Consider the following 15,974-nt stretch of genomic DNA (forward strand, 5'->3'; position numbering starts at 1 on the left):
CAGACCGGCATTTACGCTGGGGCTTTCCTAAATGCTTTAATCGTATCAGAAAGCTCGGCTATCAATGGAACCATAAGCGTGTTTATCGGGTGTATTGTGAATTAAAGCTTAATCTCAGAGTAAAACGAAAAAAACGCATTCCTCCACGATGCCCGGAAAAGCTATTGGTGCCTAATAAACAAGGTGAATGTTGGTCAATGGATTTTATGAGTGATAGTAGCCGTAATCAACGTCGCTTTAGGACATTCAATGTTATCGATGACTTTAATCGTGAGGCGCTAGGGATTGATATTGCAGTAAGTTTACCAGCAGGAAGGATTACCCGTTACTTAGATAAACTGGCTGAATATCATGGATATCCATTAAAAATACGGGTCGATAATGGGCCAGAATTTACAGGAAAAACCTTTATAAACTGGGCTAAATCACATAATATAACCATTGATTATATCCAGCCTGGTAGCCCTTATCAAAATGGCTATATTGAACGATTTAATCGTACCTATCGTACTGAAGTACTAGATTTATATCTTTTTAACAACTTAGCACAAGCAAGGAAAATAACCGAAGAATGGCTAACGATTTATAACACCGAAAGACCGCATGAGGCATTAAATAACATGACACCGATTGAGTATAAAACACTAAAACAAGCAGCTTAATTTTCTACGTGAGTTGTGTACTAAGTTTGGGGCATTTACAACATGACTCTTTCATCTTCGCAGCCTTTATCTATCCGCGCCAGTGGTTCGTAGCTGTTCTGGTCGGTATAGATATACAGGCTGGTAGGATGATTCGGGCCGGTTTCCTGAATCATTCTTAAGCCGTCCCACAGGAAGCGGGTACGGTTGTAGGGTTTGCCTTCGCGGTCTAACTTCTGTTTTTCGATGCGTCTGCCAAGGGCGTCATAGAGGTAGCGGTATCGTTCGGTTTTGTTGAGCTGTTCGATACGTACTTCAGTCAGGCGGTGGTCAGCATCGTAGTGGTAGTGCTGGGTGGCGCCGATGGTTTGTTTGGTCTGAGTTCTGCCGTGCTCGTCATAGCGGTAGTGATGGCTTCTGAAATGCAGCAACTGGTTACAGCGAATCAGGTTGTGGTTGCTGTAGTCTTCTCTGTATTTGCTGTCCAGCAGGTTGGCAGCAGCATCGTATTGCAGGGTTTCCCAGTATCTCTGGTTGCGACAGCCTTCGATTCTGCCGGTGCGATCATAGCGGTAATCGGTCTGGCCGTGTTTGCTGTGTTTTTTGCTTACTAATCGGTCTAGGTTGTCGTACTGGTAGCTGCGTTCGATGAGGATATCGGGCAGGATGGGATTCTGATTGCGCCGTATCTGTTTGCGTTGCAGCCGGCTGTTGCGGTCGTATTTGAACTGGGTGTTCAGGCGTCCTTGGGTGCGTGATATTTCGCGGTACAGGTTGTCGCGTTCAGTGTGGTCGGTGTTGCCGTCACGCTGTGCTTGTTTGATTTGGGTGACGTGCTACGGGCATTTATTCTGTTCGCTGGTCTAAACAATTAATTTTTTGTGGGTATAATGGTGGACGTAAGTAGATTGATTATTACACTCAGGTTGCAGTTTTACTTAACTATAATCTGCTAAAATAAAGTTGGTAACATCAGCAACTGGTATTTTCTGAATCTTTATCAAAAGGATATATTTGCGTAAAAAAATGTTTTTTCATAAGAGAAAATCATTTTATTTCCATTGGGAATTAAAAGAATACTTGTTTCATCACTTGGGTAAAAAAAATCATCCCATGATTTTACAAAAATATCCACTGGTACAATCGCACTCGCTTTTTTCCCAAAAAAGAAAAAAGCAAATGAAATGTCTGTTAATTTATTCTTGAAAAATAAAGAAGATTCGTTAGGATGATCAAAATCCAAATTAATTTTTTCTATAACAGAACAAAATGACGAATGCATTTTCATTAAATGGTTAAATGGGAATGTCACATCCCAAAAATTACTAGATTCCTCCGTATCAAGAAAAATAATCTGTCTTTTTTCATCAAAAGATAGCAAGCAATCTTTAGAATTAAATCTCCATGCAATAGGATATTTTTTTTCATCAATGGTTAATAATTTTTTATTCATAAAATATATGCCCAGCTCCACCAGATTTTTTACCCAAACTCCAATCCTTCCATTTTATGTGGGGTATATTATTCTCTGGTGCATTTATTGTATGCGATTCATTAGGGTGATGTTCATACCCTTTTTTGTATGGAATTTCAGAGTAAGTAGGCTGAATCTCTATCTTTCCTCTAGCATCTTTTAACAGTTGTTCAGCAGTAGCTTTATCCTTCACTCTAAAATTGGATTTACCACCTCTCTGAATTATTTCAGTTGCTTTCTTCCATTCAGGGCTACCACGCTTAATGATAGGTAAGTTAGTTGCATTGCCAACTTCCTTCCCTGTAAGGCCACATTTTATTAACCCCCACGGATCCACACAAGTCAACCCATTAGGCGCATACTGATACAGATTAAAGCCACCCAGCAGCCCAATCGGATCCGGCTGGGTAAAGCGTCCTATATCCGGATCATAATACCTGAAAGTATTGTAATGTAAACCAGTTTCCCTGTCTAAATATTGTCCCTGATATCTGAGGTTTTGTTCTACTGATTCATGTTCGATTTCATGAATCCGTTTTCCCCATAGCTGAAAGCTGCATTCCCACAGTATTTCGCCATTTTCGTCGGTAAGTTCTTCCGGACAGCCGTTCAGGTCGGTATGAAAATACATGACTCTTTCATCTTCGCAGCCTTTATCTATCCGCGCCAGTGGTTCGTAGCTGTTCTGGTCGGTATAGATATACAGGCTGGTGGGGTGATTCGGGCCGGTTTCCTGAATCATTCTTAAGCCGTCCCACAGGAAGCGGGTACGGTTGTAGGGTTTGCCATCACGGTCTAGCAGATGCTTTTCGATTCGCCGACCTAAGGCATCGTAGACGTAGCCGTAACGTTGGCTGCGGTCTGACTGTTCGATGCGTACTTCGCTCAGGCGGTGATCAGCGTCGTAGTAGTAGCGTTGATGCCGATGGCGGTTTGTTTGGCTTTTTGCTTACCCACAGGAAATCTGTAAAACAATTTACACCAAAATACCAGAGAATAAATTAACAGCGTAATATGCTGCGTTATCAAAAAGCACAAAGCCTTCTCGACTGATGATTTGGTAAAGAAAGTAATTTATTTAGCAATATAAATTAGTATGACGAAGATAAGCAGATATTGACTCGCAACTGGAAAGCATAATAAACCGATTTATGATAGAATTTGGTGACAAAATTAACGGTTATCTGTAAAAGCAAAATACACAAAAAATTAAGATTGGGTCTGTAATATGCAAAATTGATATTCATGGTATTTGCTGCAAAATAGCTCCCTTATTTACCGGTGAGAAATATTTTGGCCAAATAGTATATTTGTCATATATTGCCCCTATAAAACTAGCTTCATTTATTCTAATTGCATTTACATTTGCACCTTTTAAATTACTTCCGTTGAAATTTGCATTAAATAAATCAGCTTCTGATAAATTGACTCCTTGCAAATTAGCATTTAGTAAAAAAGCTCCATTTAACTTACATTTAGACATCTCAGCATTTAATAATGATGCATTCATTAAATTTGAATTCATTAATAATGAATTTGTAAAATCAGCATTATCTAAAATACAACCTGAAAAATTTACACTACGTAAATTAGCATATTTAAAATTTGTATTACGCAAAGAATAACCTGTAAATATAGCTGTATGTAATATCGAATTACTAAAATCGAAACCATCAAATGTTGTTACATCAAATTCTTGAGTGCAACCAGCTTCAAAATGAATTTTAATCATTAATAATTCCCCCAATCAAAAAGGTCAACTTTTGTTTCAGACATAGGTTTAATTTTTGGAATATTACTTGGTGCAAGTGTTCCTTGAGTTTTAGGAGGTAATACACCTACAATTTTTCCAGCCACATAACGATGATTCCCTTCTACGATTACGTTACCATCTACTTTTATTGGAGGCGGAGTATCTCCTTGTAATAGTCTATCTACATAACGTTGAACTGCCGGAAGAGAAACGGTTCCTTGTGTTGTCTGCATTGTATCTCCTTTTAAAGCTTTTTTAACAATGCTAGGAGTAACTTGGGAGCCACTGGTAATTGGACATTTAGCCCACCCCCACGGATCCACCCAAGTCAACCCATTAGGCGCATACTGATACAAATTAAATCCACCTAGCAACCCAATCGGGTCTGGCTGGGTAAACCTACCTATATCCGGATCATAGTACCTGAAAGTATTGTAATGTAAACCAGTTTCTCTGTCTAAATATTGTCCCTGATATCTGAGGTTTTGTTCTATGGATTCATGTTCAATTTCATGAATCCGTTTTCCCCATAGCTGAAAGCTGCATTCCCACAGTATTTCACCGTTTTCGTCGGTAAGTTCTTCCGGACAGCCGTTCAGGTCGGTGTGAAAGTACATGACTCTTTCTGGGTCATTACCTCGTTTATCTATCCGCGCCAGTGGTTCGTAGCTGTTCTGGTCGGTATAGATATACAGGCTGGTGGGGTGATTCGGGCCGGTTTCCTGAATCATTCTTAAGCCGTCCCACAGGAAGCGGGTACGGTTGTAGGGTTGGCCTTCGCGGTCTAACTTCTGTTTTTCGATGCGTCTGCCAAGGGCATCATAGAGGTAGCGGTATCGTCCGGTTTTGTTGAGCTGTTCGATGCGTACTTCAGTCAGGCGGTGGTCAGCATCGTAGTGGTAGTGCTGGGTGGCGCCGATGGTCTGTTTGCTTTGGGTTCGGCCGTGCTCGTCATAGCGGTAGTGGTGACTTCTGAAATGCAGCAACTGGTTACAGCGAATCAGGTTATGGTTGCTGTAGTCTTCTCTGTATTTGCTGTCCAGCAGGTTGGCTGCTGCGTCATATTGCAGGGTTTCCCAGTATCTCTGGTTACGGCAGCCTTCGATTCTGCCGGTGCGATCATAGCGGTAATCGGTCTGGCCGTGTTTGCTGTGTTTTTTGCTTACCAATCGGTCTAGGTTGTCGTACTGGTAGCTGCGTTCGATGAGGATATCGGGCAGGATGGGATTCTGATTGCGCCGTATCTGTTTGCGTTGCAGCCGGCTGTTGCGGTCGTATTTGAACTGGGTGTTCAGGCGTCCTTGGGTGCGTGATATTTCGCGGTGCAGGTTGTCGCGTTCGATATCGCTGATGATGTGGCCGTCGATGTTTATCTGGTGCAGGTGGCCGGAGCCGTAATAGAGGTTGTTGATGGTGCGCCCATCCGGCAGGGTGGTGGCGATGCGGTTGCCCAGTGGGTCGTACTGGTGGCTGAGGGTGCCCTGTGCGGTGGTTTCGCTCAGCAGGTTACCCAGCTGGTCGTAGCTGAAGGTGATGAGATCGGGTTCTGCCTCTGCGGGCAGGCCGGCTTTTTTGTAGCCGACTTTGATGAGGTTGTCGGCTTGATCGTACTGGTAGGCGGTGGTGCCATCGGCGGTGTATTTGCCGATGAGGCGACCGATGGCATCGCGTTTGAAGCGGTGGGTGATTTCGGCACTGCTGCCGGCAGCAAAGTGCACGGCGCTGATGTTGTCGAGGGGGTCGTAGCTGTATTTCTGTTTGCGCCCGTCCAGATCGGTTTGTTCGATGAGGCGGTCGGCAGCATCGTATTGGAACTGGTAGTGTTCGCCGTTTTCGTTGATGAGGGTGTTGAGGCGGCCATAGGCGTCGTAATTAAAACCAAAACTATTAGACACTAAATAACTAATTTCATTGTCGCAATTAGTTTATTATTTTTTTATCCATCTATCTTCTTTATTGCTTTAAGAACACAATCAATATAATCCTGCTTATTTATTTTTACTTTAATAAGAATAGGACAATCCCATTTTTTTACAACTAAATATTCTTCATTATTTATAAAGCATAAAATACCAAAATTTCCATCGAATGATTCAACACAAGTAGGTAAGCAAGAATTATTTATATCACCTGAAAAAATATTAAAAAATTTATTAATCTCATTTGAATTAAAATTTATTAATTTATAATTCATCAATCTGTCAAGCAAATCAGTGAATGATAATTTTAATGTTCCTGCTAATACTGTTTGTTCATAATCACCAATAACAATATCATTAGATAAAAAACAACAATTACTAAATAAATATTTTTTATCATTTGAAAGAAAAGTTGTAATCTTAAAAAAATTATTCATTAACATACCTTTCTATGTAATTTTTTAAAGAACCCATCTTTTTTCATTTGGTTAAATCTACTCTGAACTTCCTTGGGAAGAACAATACCTCTATTTTGTGAAGTACTCCCATTCCAATGAACTTTTCCATTGTTACTATTACCATAGCGATGAATGACTCCATTTTCATCCATGGCATACCAATGTTTACCTTCTCTATCTGGTATTGCATGTTTATATAACTCTTCTGCATTACTTGGTAAGATTGATGTTTTAGTTCCCCCTCCTCTAAAATTACCAGAAGACGGATCATGATGTCCTGGATTTTCATATGCTGGTTTTGGACCATGATAGTTTCCATCTTTAGTTTTTAACCCCCACGGATCAATCCAAGTCAACCCATTAGGCGCATACTGATACAGATTCAAGCCACCCAGCAGCCCTATCGGGTCTGGCTGGGTAAATCTTCCAATATCCGGATCATAATACCTGAAAGTATTGTAATGTAAACCAGTTTCCCTGTCTAAATATTGTCCCTGATATCTGAGGTTTTGTTCTACTGATTCGTGTTCGATTTCATGAATCCGTTTTCCCCACAGCTGAAAGCTGCATTCCCACAGTATTTCACCGTTTGCATCGGTGAGTTCTTCCGGACAGCCGTTCAGGTCGGTATGGAAGTACATGACTCTTTCTGGGTCATTACCTCGTTTATCTATCCGTGCCAGTGGTTCGTAGCTGTTCTGGTCGGTATAGATATACAGGCTGGTGGGGTGATTCGGGCCGGTTTCCTGAATCATTCTTAAGCCGTCCCACAGGAAGCGGGTACGGTTGTAGGGTTTGCCTTCGCGGTCTATTTGATGCTTTTCAATACGCCGGCCAAGAGCATCGTAAACGTAGCCGTAACGCTGGCTGCGGCCTGTTTGCTCAATGCGTACTTCAGTCAGGCGGTGGTCAGCGTCGTAGTGGTAGTGCTGGGTGGCGCCGATGGTCTGTTTGCTGGCAGTTCGGCCGTGCTCGTCGTAGTGGTAGTGGTGGCTTCTGAAATGCAGCAACTGGTTACAGCGAATCAGGTTGTGGTTGCTGTAGTCTTCTCTGTATTTGCTGTCCAGCAGGTTGGCTGCTGCATCGTATTGCAGGGTTTCCCAGTATCTCTGGTTGCGGCAGCCTTCAATTCTGCCGGTGCGATCATAGCGGTAAAAAGGGATGTCCGTATGACAATGCAGTGGCTGAGGCAATATTTGAAAATATTCAAAATGAATTTATTAAAGGGGAAATTGCATAACAACTGAAGAATAACAACAAGCCTTTGCGACTTATGTTTATTAGTACAATCATAAACGGTTACCCCTTAATTTTGTTGTTTGAATATGTGTTGCCATTCCACTATTCCATATTCTTAACTCATAAAAATTCTCTGTTGGTAAAATTGAAAACCCGAAAGAGTTGTTTATGGCAACTAGCAAACACTCTAGAATCTTGTTACTATTATTCACCTTTATATTCCAAAATAATGCTGGATTTTGCTTAATATTATTAATATGCAATTTTAAGTAATAATAAGTATTACAAGTAATAATTTGGAAAACTACTAAATTATTGTTATTAATACTATTCAAAAAATCACAAAATTGGTTAAATAATAAATTTTCATTCACTGATAAATCTATTGGCTGATACTCAATATTATCAATAAATTTTGACAAAAATACATTATAATCGTGCGATTCAAACGTTATTGAATTACTATCAATATGTAAATTATTTGAGATATTTTGAAGAATTGTCTTTTTTTCTTTTTCAATAACTGATAATTTTAATTTTTCTTTTAAAGATAATGACATTACTTTCTTCCTTTAATGTTTGTAATTCCTGTCATATTTTCCGGAATATGTCCATCATGTTGATTATATCTTACTTTTGATTTGAGAGGATCACCGTGCAAATCATCAGCAGTATGAAAATGAGGACCACGACCAAATTTATCTTCCTCGTGTAAAATTATGTATTTTTTATTTCCATCAACTTTATACTCCCAAACCGTTCTGTTTTCATATTTATTATCATAAACCTTTATTGGTTTTGGGGTATTTGTATTACGAGGAATTCTTAATCTCCGTTTTGCTTCTCTAAAGGCTGCTTTGAAACTTGTAATACTACACATCAAACCAATCGGATCAATCCAAGTCAACCCATTAGGCGCATACTGATACAGATTCAATCCGCCAGCTAAACCAATCGGGTCTGGCTGGGTAAATCTACCTATATCCGGATCATAATACCTGAAAGTATTGTAATGTAAGCCGGTTTCTCTGTCTAAATATTGTCCCTGATATCTGAGGTTTTGCTCTACTGATTCATGTTCGATTTCATGAATCCGTTTTCCCCATAGCTGAAAGCTGCATTCCCACAGTAATTCACCGTTTGCATCGGTCAGTTCTTCCGGACAGCCGTTCAGGTCGGTGTGAAAATACATGACTCTTTCATCTTCGCAGCCTTTATCTATACGCGCCAGTGGTTCGTAGCTGTTCTGGTCGGTATAGATATACAGGCTAGTGGGGTGATTCGGGCCGGTTTCCTGAATCATTCTTAACCCGTCCCACAGGAAGCGGGTACGGTTGTAGGATTTGCCTTCGCGGTCTAACTTCTGTTTTTCGATACGTCTGCCAAGGGCGTCATAGAGGTAGCGGTATTGTAACTATCCCCTAAAATAGTACAGCCCAAAAATAGAAAATCCTCTATGATAAAAGTAAAAGAGGATTTAATGAGGAAAAAATGACTGAACATTAAATCGTATCTATTTTAAAAGAAGCAGAGGCAGGGGGGGCCCGTTAAAGAGCTGTGCCGTAAATATGGCATGGGTAATTTAACTTTTTATAAATGGCGGGGAGATATGGCGGTATGGAAACTTCAGACATCAAACTTCTAAAAGAATTAAAGGCGGAAAATCGTAAATTTAAACAGATGCTTGCTGGGCTAAGCTAAGTTTGAAGTCACAGCTTCAGGAAGAAATCATAAAAAAGCTTTAGTGCCCACAAAGGCACGTAAAACGTGGGCACAGCAACTACAACAAAATCATTCAGTTACTATTGCTATGAGTTGTGCCATTGTTGGCTTAAGCCGTTGTGCTTACTATTATCAACCTAAGTTACAGGATGATTCGGTGATTGTTTCGGTATTGAATGCTATCACAGACCAGCATTTACGCTGGGGCTTTCCTAAATGCTTTAATCGTATCAAAAAGCTCGGCTATCAATGGAACCATAAGCGTGTTTATCGGGTGTATTGTGAATTAAAGCTTAATCTCAGAGTAAAACGAAAAAAACGCATTCCTCCACGATGCCCGGAAAAGCTATTTGTGCCTAATAAACAAGGTGAATGTTGGTCAATGGATTTTATGAGTGATAGTAGCCGTAATCAACGTCGCTTTAGGACATTCAATGTCATCGATGACTTTAATCGTGAGGCGTTAGGTATTGATATTGCAGTGAGCTTACCAGCAGGAAGGATTACCCGTTACTTAGATAAACTGGCCGAATATCATGGATATCCATTAAAAATACGGGTCGATAATGGACCAGAATTTACAGGAAAAACCTTTATAAACTGGGCTAAATCACATGATATAGTCATTGATTATATAAAGCCTGGTAGCCCTTATCAAAATGGCTATATTGAATGATTTAATCGTACCTATCGTACTGAAGTACTCGATTTATATCTTTTTAACAACTTAGCACAAGCAAGGAAAATAACCGAAGAATGGCTAACGATTTATAACACCGAAAGACCGCATGAGGCATTAAATAACATGACACCGATTGAGTATAAAACACTAAAACAAGCAGCTTAATTTTCTACGTGAGTTGTGTACTAAGTTTGGGATATTTACAAAATTGATCTTCTACCCCATTTTGTTCTTGAGTATAAATAGTTGCTTTATTGCCTTTTAATTCCTTAGTTTTTAATATCTTTTCATCTGGCGAATATTCAGGCGGATTTCCACACCCTAATGAAATTTGCCTACCATATTTTCGTTCTTTTTTTGTACAAAATTTAAATTATTAATCATTTTTAAACGAACATCATTCGATAAATCATTTTTTACTAATGGATAATAATGGACTTCCCAGTGATTCATCGCCATAATAAATTCTTTTAATGTATTTTTTGCATTTTCTAAATTCATTTAGTTTAGTTCTCCTATTTGTTAAATATTTTACTCAACACAATCTTTCCATTTTTCACCTCTAACATAAGCTATTAGTTCATCTGGATTTTGTGGTTCATCAGGAATTTTCAAAATTGAACCATAGCTACAATAACCAATAATTGATGTTTCTATATCACTTAAATAATCAAAAGCAACCGCGGGTATATCATTGTAATCCAAATCAGATAAGTTATCTTTTATATACACAAATGTAAAATTATATATCTTTTTTCTATTCCATTTAAATTGGATTAGTTTTTCGAAAAATTCATCCATTAATTTCTCTGAGTTATCATTCAGATTCCATGATCGCATTATTCTTTTTAAATCTGTAAATGCTTCTTTTTCATCAATAATAAGTTTCGCCATTTATAAGTTAATTCCATTCAATTCGATTAAGTAGCTTTTGATATTCACCAAATTTCATATCATTGGCGGGATAAGTAGCGATGTGCCCTGTGGGTTATAATAATAGTGTAACAGTATGCTCTAGGTATCGTTTTTTTTAATTAGCCGCTAATCTTTGTTATTATTAAATAATTAGTGAATTAATTAATGGATGAGCAAAAGAATTAGAGTAATTTTGCCAAATTTATATTTATGTTCTAAATGTATCATTATTTCGATAATAATTTATTTCATCAATCAGCCATTTATTATCATGCTCAAAGTCTGATTTATTTTGGGTTACATAGTCTAAAGAACCAACCAGCATCCATCCTCTTAAATTTAATCCTTTAACAGCAAGAGGCATTTCCATATCTTCTTCATCAAGATATATCTCATCATCATCTAAATTTTGAATGTAATCCCATGGAATATAATAAAACTCTGTATATTCTGGATTACTATTCCACGAATTTAAATTTGCATAAATCCATTCCCCTTGGTCTAGAAGATTAAGGTTCTTTATTAATTCATATATAGATTTAAAGCTATTCATTGGTATCCTCAAATTTTACTACAATACGAACCACCGCCCCATGAGTTCTTTCCTCCATAAGCCTTTAAGGTGATAATCAAGATATCTAGAGTTATGATCTTTCTTGCCAACTAACTGCAATAAAACACCGACTCTTTCATGATGGTACCATGTAGTTGACCAATCAATCCCAGCCAGTGCTTTTCCTAGGAAAACACCATTTTACCGGATAAAACTATCTCCAAAATTCCTGGATATTTACTTTCAATAGAAGCCTTAAGTTGAAAATCGTTTTATACATATCTTCTGGTAAACTCCCCCTCCACAGATCAATTCAAACCACTCCATTAAACGCATACTGATACAGATTAACCCCCTTCCAGCAACCCAATCGGATCTGGCTGGGTAAATCAGCCTATATCCGGAGCATAATACTTGAAAGTATTGTAATGTAAACTGGTTTTCCTGTCTAAATATTGTCCCTGATATCTGAGGTTTTGCTCTACTGATTCGTGTTCGATTTCATGAATCCGTTTTCCCCACAGCTGAAAGTTGCATTCCCACAGTATTTCGCCGTTTGCATCGGTTAGTTCTTCCGGTACTTTCTAGTATTAATGAATAGCCTTTTATTTTGTTAAATATTTATTGACTAAACATTTTTCTTAATAAATTATGATAATACCCCTAAATACCAATTCAAGACGTATAAAGATTTAGATCTAATAGTGTTTAGATCTTACTTATCTGTATTTTCATCTTTTCTAATATTTTTTCTAAATTCATCTAGTCCTAGTTCTTTTGGATCAAAATCATCAATATACATTAATGTCGGTATGCCGGTTTTATTATTTACTTCTTTTAGCCATTCACAAAAATTATCAAATATAATATCGTCATTTTCATCTTGGAATAAAAATCCACTACCTATCGTATGTGAGTCAGATAAATTCATTAAAGCATCAATAAATTCATCTTTATTTTTAATGAACCAACTCATAGGTAGTTTAGTCATAATACCTATTAGTTTTAGTTCATCATCATAATCTAAAAAGGATGGTTTATTTTTCAAAAAATTGTATAGTATATTCTCGTTCATAAATTAATATCCTGATCCATTTAATAAAATCTGAGCCCCATTATTGTCACTACGAAAAGGTTCCCATATTACATCAGTTCTATGATTCTGCTTATTTAAGGTATTGGTAATACAAGCCATTAGACCATTTGCTAAGTTAGATGTTAGCCATTTGGCTTCCGCGGAAAAATCCGTGCCATGTCCATATATTTGATATCCATCACCCTTATACTTAAATCTAGCTCTTGAGAAACGATTAGGCTCAGTGTAACTATTCCCTAAAATAGTACAGCAAAAAAGTAGAAAATTCTCTATGATAAAAGAAAAGGGGGTTAATTATGAAAAAAATGACTGAACATCAAATCGTAGCTATTTTAGATAAACTGGGCTAAATCACATGATATAACCATTGATTATATCCAGCTCGGTGCCCTTATCAAAATGGCTATATTGAAAGATTTAATCGTACCTATCGTACTGAAGTACTCGATTTATATCTTTTTAACAACTTAGCACAAGCAAGGAGAATAACTGAAGAATGGTTAACAATTTATAATACCGAAAGACCGCATGAGGCATTAAATAACATGACACCGATTGAGTATAAAACAGTAAAACAAGCAGTTTAATTTTCTACGCGAGTTGTGTACTGAGTTTGGGGTATTTACAAATAAGCTCCGAGATGATATTAAATACTGCATTTCCGGATGCAAACAGTTTAGGAGATAAATATATGACTGAATGGACAGGTGTTATGTATGGCTTTTACACTAATAAGTTGATAGATGATGTATTTTCTTCATTGATCAAAAAAATAGCGTCTATTAATTATAAATATAAACAAGATAGTTTTCGAGATGAAGAATTTCTATTTTTCTATAAAAATGATGAAATGCAAGATTATCACCTTGAGAATGGCTATAATTTGGATATTAATGGTGAAGGTTGTTTTGGAGTTGAGGCAAAAAATACAACGTTGAATGGAATCGCTACACTATTTGAATTTGATAATGATTCTGATTTTGAACCTTATGATATAAATTTGCATTTTGATAATGTATTTTATTATGTACTCGTGTTACCTGAAGCAATTGAAAATTCAAATTTTTGCCAGAATATATATAATTTGTTTATTAATATTCTTAATGAAAAAATAAAATAAATACATATTCAACTGCGGACGCTTTATCCTGATAATCTCGATTCAGCTGTTGGGGTAGGTTAATCTGTATCATTATGTGCCTAATGGGTTGATTTGGTTTGATCTATTTGGTTAAAAAATAAGAAAACATCGTATGATGGTAAAAGTCGAAGAGATGCATTTAGATAGGTAAGCGTGGTGTTGGTATACCAATCAATCACCATTACACGGTCATCTTTACGAGATAGCAATATTATGATTGCTGGAAATGGTCAGCAATAAAGTGAATGTATTGATAAAAAAAGAAAATCCACCTTCATTCAAGAGTATAGTTTTGGGTACTCTAAAACAGAACAGAGTCATGGTACTGAATCAAATATAATGTTAGACCTTCAAATAATCAGGATACTGGTTATGTTTCTGGAACTCCTGGTCATCATAATTTTTCTAAAGGAATTGATATGTGGTTTGAAAACGCATTAGGCAGAGAAAAAATTCAATTTATGTTTAATAACGAATTTAATTTTCAATCTATTGAATTGAATAGTGTTTCATTTGACAGCTATTCAGAGTTTAAATGTCATTTAAATTGCAAGGAAATCCCCAAAATTTACCCTAAAAAATGGGATAAAGTTGAATTTAATGCATTAAATTTAATTATTACTTTTAATGAGATAGTTCAGTTAAATATGTCTGGTTCAAAAATTGGTTTTTTCTGTTCACCAACCATCAATTCTTTTACTGATTATTCTGAAATAACAGTTCAACATAACAAATTACAACTTTACTGTAAATCAAAGTTTTTAATTATAGAAAGTATAACTCCCTATATAGATGAAAGATGGAATTAAAAATAAAGATGAAATAAATTTTTATTAGCTCGGTGCATCAAAAACATCAAATAGACCGCAAAGGGAATGCAGCTTTCAACTTTGGGATAAAACGGATTCAGGAAATCGAACACGAATCAATTGTACAAAATCAGATATCAGGGACGATATTTAGATAGTGGAAACCAGCTTACATTACAATACTTTCAGGGTATTATGATCTGGGTATAGGTAGATTTACTCAGCCATATCTAGTTGAATTGTGTGTGGCTTGAATCGTGGGGTTTTAGTTGTTTAAAATTTATTCGCGAATAAGAAAGTAATAATCTTGTTAAAGAAGTCGAGATTACAGGAAAATCGCATCAATCAAGTATCGATCATTTAATAGAACAGCTTTTTAAATAATAAAAATCTAGGTATTGGAACCAACGAATTTCTGAAGCTAGAGATCGATATGGGGCATATGTTTATTTTAGAGAAATAAATGATAGTATAATTGAAATATTAGGTTTAGGTAAATCTAACAAGGCTAACCAGCAAACAGTTATCAATGAAGTTTTAAAAGTATTTGGTATAGGAGCTTAAGTATTTTGAATATTAAAATTTTAAAATATGATCAAGATCTTAATCTGGTAAATGATAATGTTGATGTTGAAGTTTTTTTAGACAATGGAAAGCGGTATACTGCAACATTTTTCACTATCGAAAATATAATTTCTATTTTAAATAAGTATAAAGAAACAAAAGAGTGTTGTAATGGCTTATATTTTTGGACATCAGATATGATTATTGTTGAAAGTTTAGATGACAAAATAGGGCGTGTTGATCTTTCGTGATTATTTTTTAGACGGCATGATGTGAGTTACAATAATTCAGCCAAAAACAACCATAACTCGATTCATCATGCCAAGAACAACAATGCTGACAGATAAACGGTGGGAAAAGCTACTACAAATAATGAAAAATACCGGCCGAGTTTATAATAAATCCGAGCATCGGATGACGTTTGAAGGGATCCTTTTCCGAATGAGAACCGGTATTCCTTGGCGAGATTTGCCAGAAGAGTTTGGTGAATGGAGCACTGTCTATAGGCGATTTAATTTGTGGTCTAAAAAAGGAATATTAGTTGATATTTTCAAACATTTATCACAACTAGCGGATTTTGAATGGGTGTTCCTAGATGGCTCGATTATCAGGGCTCATCAACATAGTACAGGCGCTGCAACGGAGTATTCCGAGCAAATAGGTCAGAGCTGTGGTGGTAATTCAACTAAAATTCATCTTGCGGTTGATAGTGGTGGTTTGCCTATTTGTTTTGAGCTTTCTGAAGGACAACGACATGATATCACTTATGCAGAAAACCTAGTTGAAAAGCTCGATGAAGTGAATACAGTGATAGCCGATAAAGGTTATGACAGCGAGCCTTTTCGGTGCTTTGTTCGTCAAAAAGGCGGACGAACGGTGATTGCTAAACGTAATTATGGTAAGGATATAGATAAAAGCAGTATGGATAGGTGCCTTTATCGCTATCGTCATTTAGTCGAGAATGCCTTTGCTAGAATCAAGCAATATCGTTCAATATCAACTAGATAC

21 protein-coding genes and 5 pseudogenes are annotated in these 15,974 nt (G+C 37.0%); 10 read left to right on the forward strand and 16 right to left on the reverse strand.

What is annotated here, in order from left to right; all coding sequences use genetic code 11:
• Nucleotides 1–662 (forward strand): IS3 family transposase (locus A9G44_RS05135; RefSeq protein ID WP_065609544.1); only part of this gene is annotated, 662 nt, incomplete at its 5' end.
• A 35-nt stretch (nucleotides 663–697) separates the two neighbouring features.
• On the opposite strand, the gene A9G44_RS13265 is transcribed toward A9G44_RS05135, so the two are convergent.
• Complete coding sequence (locus A9G44_RS13265) at nucleotides 698–1,072, reverse strand: hypothetical protein (RefSeq protein ID WP_143426317.1); 375 nt, start codon at nucleotides 1,070–1,072, stop codon at nucleotides 698–700.
• Here A9G44_RS13265 and A9G44_RS05140 point away from each other — a divergent pair.
• Nucleotides 1,052–1,255 carry a hypothetical protein gene (locus A9G44_RS05140; protein ID WP_143426318.1) on the forward strand — a complete coding sequence of 68 codons (204 nt, stop codon included), beginning with the start codon at nucleotides 1,052–1,054 and terminating at the stop codon, nucleotides 1,253–1,255. The two genes, A9G44_RS13265 and A9G44_RS05140, sit on opposite strands and share 21 nt — an antisense overlap.
• Nucleotides 1,256–1,641: 386 nt before the next feature.
• Here A9G44_RS05140 and A9G44_RS05145 read toward each other — a convergent pair whose 3' ends face one another.
• A complete protein-coding gene (locus tag A9G44_RS05145; protein ID WP_065609548.1) occupies nucleotides 1,642–2,094 on the reverse strand; it encodes a hypothetical protein in 453 nt (150 codons plus the stop codon).
• A complete protein-coding gene (locus A9G44_RS05150; RefSeq protein WP_065609550.1) occupies nucleotides 2,087–2,857 on the reverse strand; it encodes an RHS repeat domain-containing protein in 771 nt (256 codons plus the stop codon). Before A9G44_RS05150 ends, A9G44_RS05145 begins: the two co-directional genes overlap by 8 nt.
• Nucleotides 2,858–3,056: 199 nt before the next feature.
• Here A9G44_RS05150 and A9G44_RS13995 point away from each other — a divergent pair.
• Nucleotides 3,057–3,202: pseudogene (locus A9G44_RS13995) on the forward strand (IS256 family transposase); the annotation flags it as partial.
• Between the two features lie 156 nt (nucleotides 3,203–3,358).
• On the opposite strand, the gene A9G44_RS05155 reads toward A9G44_RS13995, so the two are convergent.
• The 7 genes and pseudogenes from A9G44_RS05155 to A9G44_RS14005 form a co-directional block, all read right to left on the reverse strand.
• Entirely contained in the window at nucleotides 3,359–3,847 is a 489-nt protein-coding gene (locus A9G44_RS05155; protein ID WP_065609552.1) for a pentapeptide repeat-containing protein, read from the reverse strand.
• Nucleotides 3,847–5,763, reverse strand: a complete 1,917-nt coding sequence (locus A9G44_RS13045; protein ID WP_081298260.1) for an RHS repeat-associated core domain-containing protein — start codon at nucleotides 5,761–5,763, stop codon at nucleotides 3,847–3,849. The genes A9G44_RS05155 and A9G44_RS13045 overlap by 1 nt, the downstream gene beginning before the upstream one ends.
• Before the next feature lie 41 nt (nucleotides 5,764–5,804).
• On the reverse strand, nucleotides 5,805–6,224 hold the full coding sequence (locus tag A9G44_RS05175) for a hypothetical protein (protein WP_065609560.1): 420 nt from the start codon (nucleotides 6,222–6,224) through the stop codon (nucleotides 5,805–5,807).
• Complete coding sequence (locus tag A9G44_RS13270; RefSeq protein WP_218837536.1) at nucleotides 6,224–7,438, reverse strand: RHS repeat domain-containing protein; 1,215 nt, start codon at nucleotides 7,436–7,438, stop codon at nucleotides 6,224–6,226. The genes A9G44_RS05175 and A9G44_RS13270 overlap by 1 nt, the downstream gene beginning before the upstream one ends.
• A 96-nt stretch (nucleotides 7,439–7,534) precedes the next feature.
• Nucleotides 7,535–8,044 (reverse strand): hypothetical protein, encoded by a 510-nt coding sequence (locus A9G44_RS05190; RefSeq protein ID WP_065609564.1) that lies wholly within the window; start codon nucleotides 8,042–8,044, stop codon nucleotides 7,535–7,537.
• Nucleotides 8,044–8,364 carry an HNH/endonuclease VII fold putative polymorphic toxin gene (locus A9G44_RS14000; protein WP_442902927.1) on the reverse strand — a complete coding sequence of 107 codons (321 nt, stop codon included), beginning with the start codon at nucleotides 8,362–8,364 and terminating at the stop codon, nucleotides 8,044–8,046. The genes A9G44_RS05190 and A9G44_RS14000 overlap by 1 nt, the downstream gene beginning before the upstream one ends.
• Nucleotides 8,359–8,892 (reverse strand): annotated as a pseudogene (locus tag A9G44_RS14005) (RHS repeat domain-containing protein); the annotation flags it as partial. The pseudogene A9G44_RS14005 and the gene A9G44_RS14000, both read right to left, overlap by 6 nt.
• Before the next feature lie 336 nt (nucleotides 8,893–9,228).
• On the opposite strand from A9G44_RS14005, the gene A9G44_RS05205 reads away from it, so the two are divergent.
• Together A9G44_RS05205 and A9G44_RS14010 are read left to right on the forward strand one after the other, a co-directional pair.
• Complete coding sequence (locus tag A9G44_RS05205; RefSeq protein ID WP_081298261.1) at nucleotides 9,229–9,882, forward strand: DDE-type integrase/transposase/recombinase; 654 nt, start codon at nucleotides 9,229–9,231, stop codon at nucleotides 9,880–9,882.
• Between the two features lie 12 nt (nucleotides 9,883–9,894).
• Nucleotides 9,895–10,053: pseudogene (locus tag A9G44_RS14010) on the forward strand (integrase core domain-containing protein); the annotation flags it as partial.
• Between the two features lie 4 nt (nucleotides 10,054–10,057).
• On the opposite strand, the gene A9G44_RS14015 reads toward A9G44_RS14010, so the two are convergent.
• The 6 genes and pseudogenes from A9G44_RS14015 to A9G44_RS05225 all read right to left on the reverse strand — a co-directional run bounded on the left by A9G44_RS14015 (nucleotide 10,058) and on the right by A9G44_RS05225 (nucleotide 12,431).
• Nucleotides 10,058–10,219 carry an NTF2 fold immunity protein gene (locus A9G44_RS14015; protein WP_081298263.1) on the reverse strand — a complete coding sequence of 54 codons (162 nt, stop codon included), beginning with the start codon at nucleotides 10,217–10,219 and terminating at the stop codon, nucleotides 10,058–10,060.
• A complete protein-coding gene (locus A9G44_RS05210) occupies nucleotides 10,210–10,389 on the reverse strand; it encodes a hypothetical protein (protein ID WP_065609568.1) in 180 nt (59 codons plus the stop codon). The genes A9G44_RS14015 and A9G44_RS05210 overlap by 10 nt, the downstream gene beginning before the upstream one ends.
• Nucleotides 10,390–10,419: 30 nt before the next feature.
• Nucleotides 10,420–10,782 carry a hypothetical protein gene (locus A9G44_RS05215; RefSeq protein ID WP_065609570.1) on the reverse strand — a complete coding sequence of 121 codons (363 nt, stop codon included), beginning with the start codon at nucleotides 10,780–10,782 and terminating at the stop codon, nucleotides 10,420–10,422.
• Between the two features lie 229 nt (nucleotides 10,783–11,011).
• On the reverse strand, nucleotides 11,012–11,356 hold the full coding sequence (locus tag A9G44_RS05220) for a hypothetical protein (protein ID WP_065609572.1): 345 nt from the start codon (nucleotides 11,354–11,356) through the stop codon (nucleotides 11,012–11,014).
• 325 nt (nucleotides 11,357–11,681) lie between these two features.
• A pseudogene (locus A9G44_RS14020) lies at nucleotides 11,682–11,934 on the reverse strand (RHS repeat domain-containing protein); the annotation flags it as partial.
• A 137-nt stretch (nucleotides 11,935–12,071) separates the two neighbouring features.
• Entirely contained in the window at nucleotides 12,072–12,431 is a 360-nt protein-coding gene (locus A9G44_RS05225) for a hypothetical protein (RefSeq protein WP_065609574.1), read from the reverse strand.
• 363 nt (nucleotides 12,432–12,794) lie between these two features.
• Between A9G44_RS05225 and A9G44_RS13065 the strand changes: the two are divergent.
• The 5 genes and pseudogenes from A9G44_RS13065 to A9G44_RS05245 form a co-directional block, all read left to right on the forward strand.
• Nucleotides 12,795–13,039, forward strand: a pseudogene (locus A9G44_RS13065) (integrase core domain-containing protein); the annotation flags it as partial.
• A 104-nt stretch (nucleotides 13,040–13,143) separates the two neighbouring features.
• Nucleotides 13,144–13,572, forward strand: coding sequence for a hypothetical protein (locus tag A9G44_RS05230; protein WP_065609576.1), 429 nt, complete (start codon nucleotides 13,144–13,146; stop codon nucleotides 13,570–13,572).
• A 440-nt stretch (nucleotides 13,573–14,012) separates the two neighbouring features.
• Nucleotides 14,013–14,402: an Imm50 family immunity protein gene (locus A9G44_RS05235; RefSeq protein ID WP_065609578.1), complete on the forward strand. Its 390-nt coding sequence runs from the start codon at nucleotides 14,013–14,015 to the stop codon at nucleotides 14,400–14,402.
• 569 nt (nucleotides 14,403–14,971) lie between these two features.
• The gene (locus tag A9G44_RS05240; protein WP_065609580.1) at nucleotides 14,972–15,217 is read left to right on the forward strand and encodes a hypothetical protein; all 246 of its coding nucleotides are present in this window, start codon (nucleotides 14,972–14,974) and stop codon (nucleotides 15,215–15,217) included.
• A gap of 67 nt (nucleotides 15,218–15,284) precedes the next feature.
• On the forward strand, nucleotides 15,285–15,974 hold a 690-nt coding region (locus A9G44_RS05245), incomplete at its 3' end, for an IS5 family transposase (RefSeq protein WP_065609582.1).

It is taken from the genome of Gilliamella sp. Occ4-3 (genome assembly GCF_001690675.1).
GTDB lineage: Bacteria > Pseudomonadota > Gammaproteobacteria > Enterobacterales > Orbaceae > Gilliamella > Gilliamella bombi.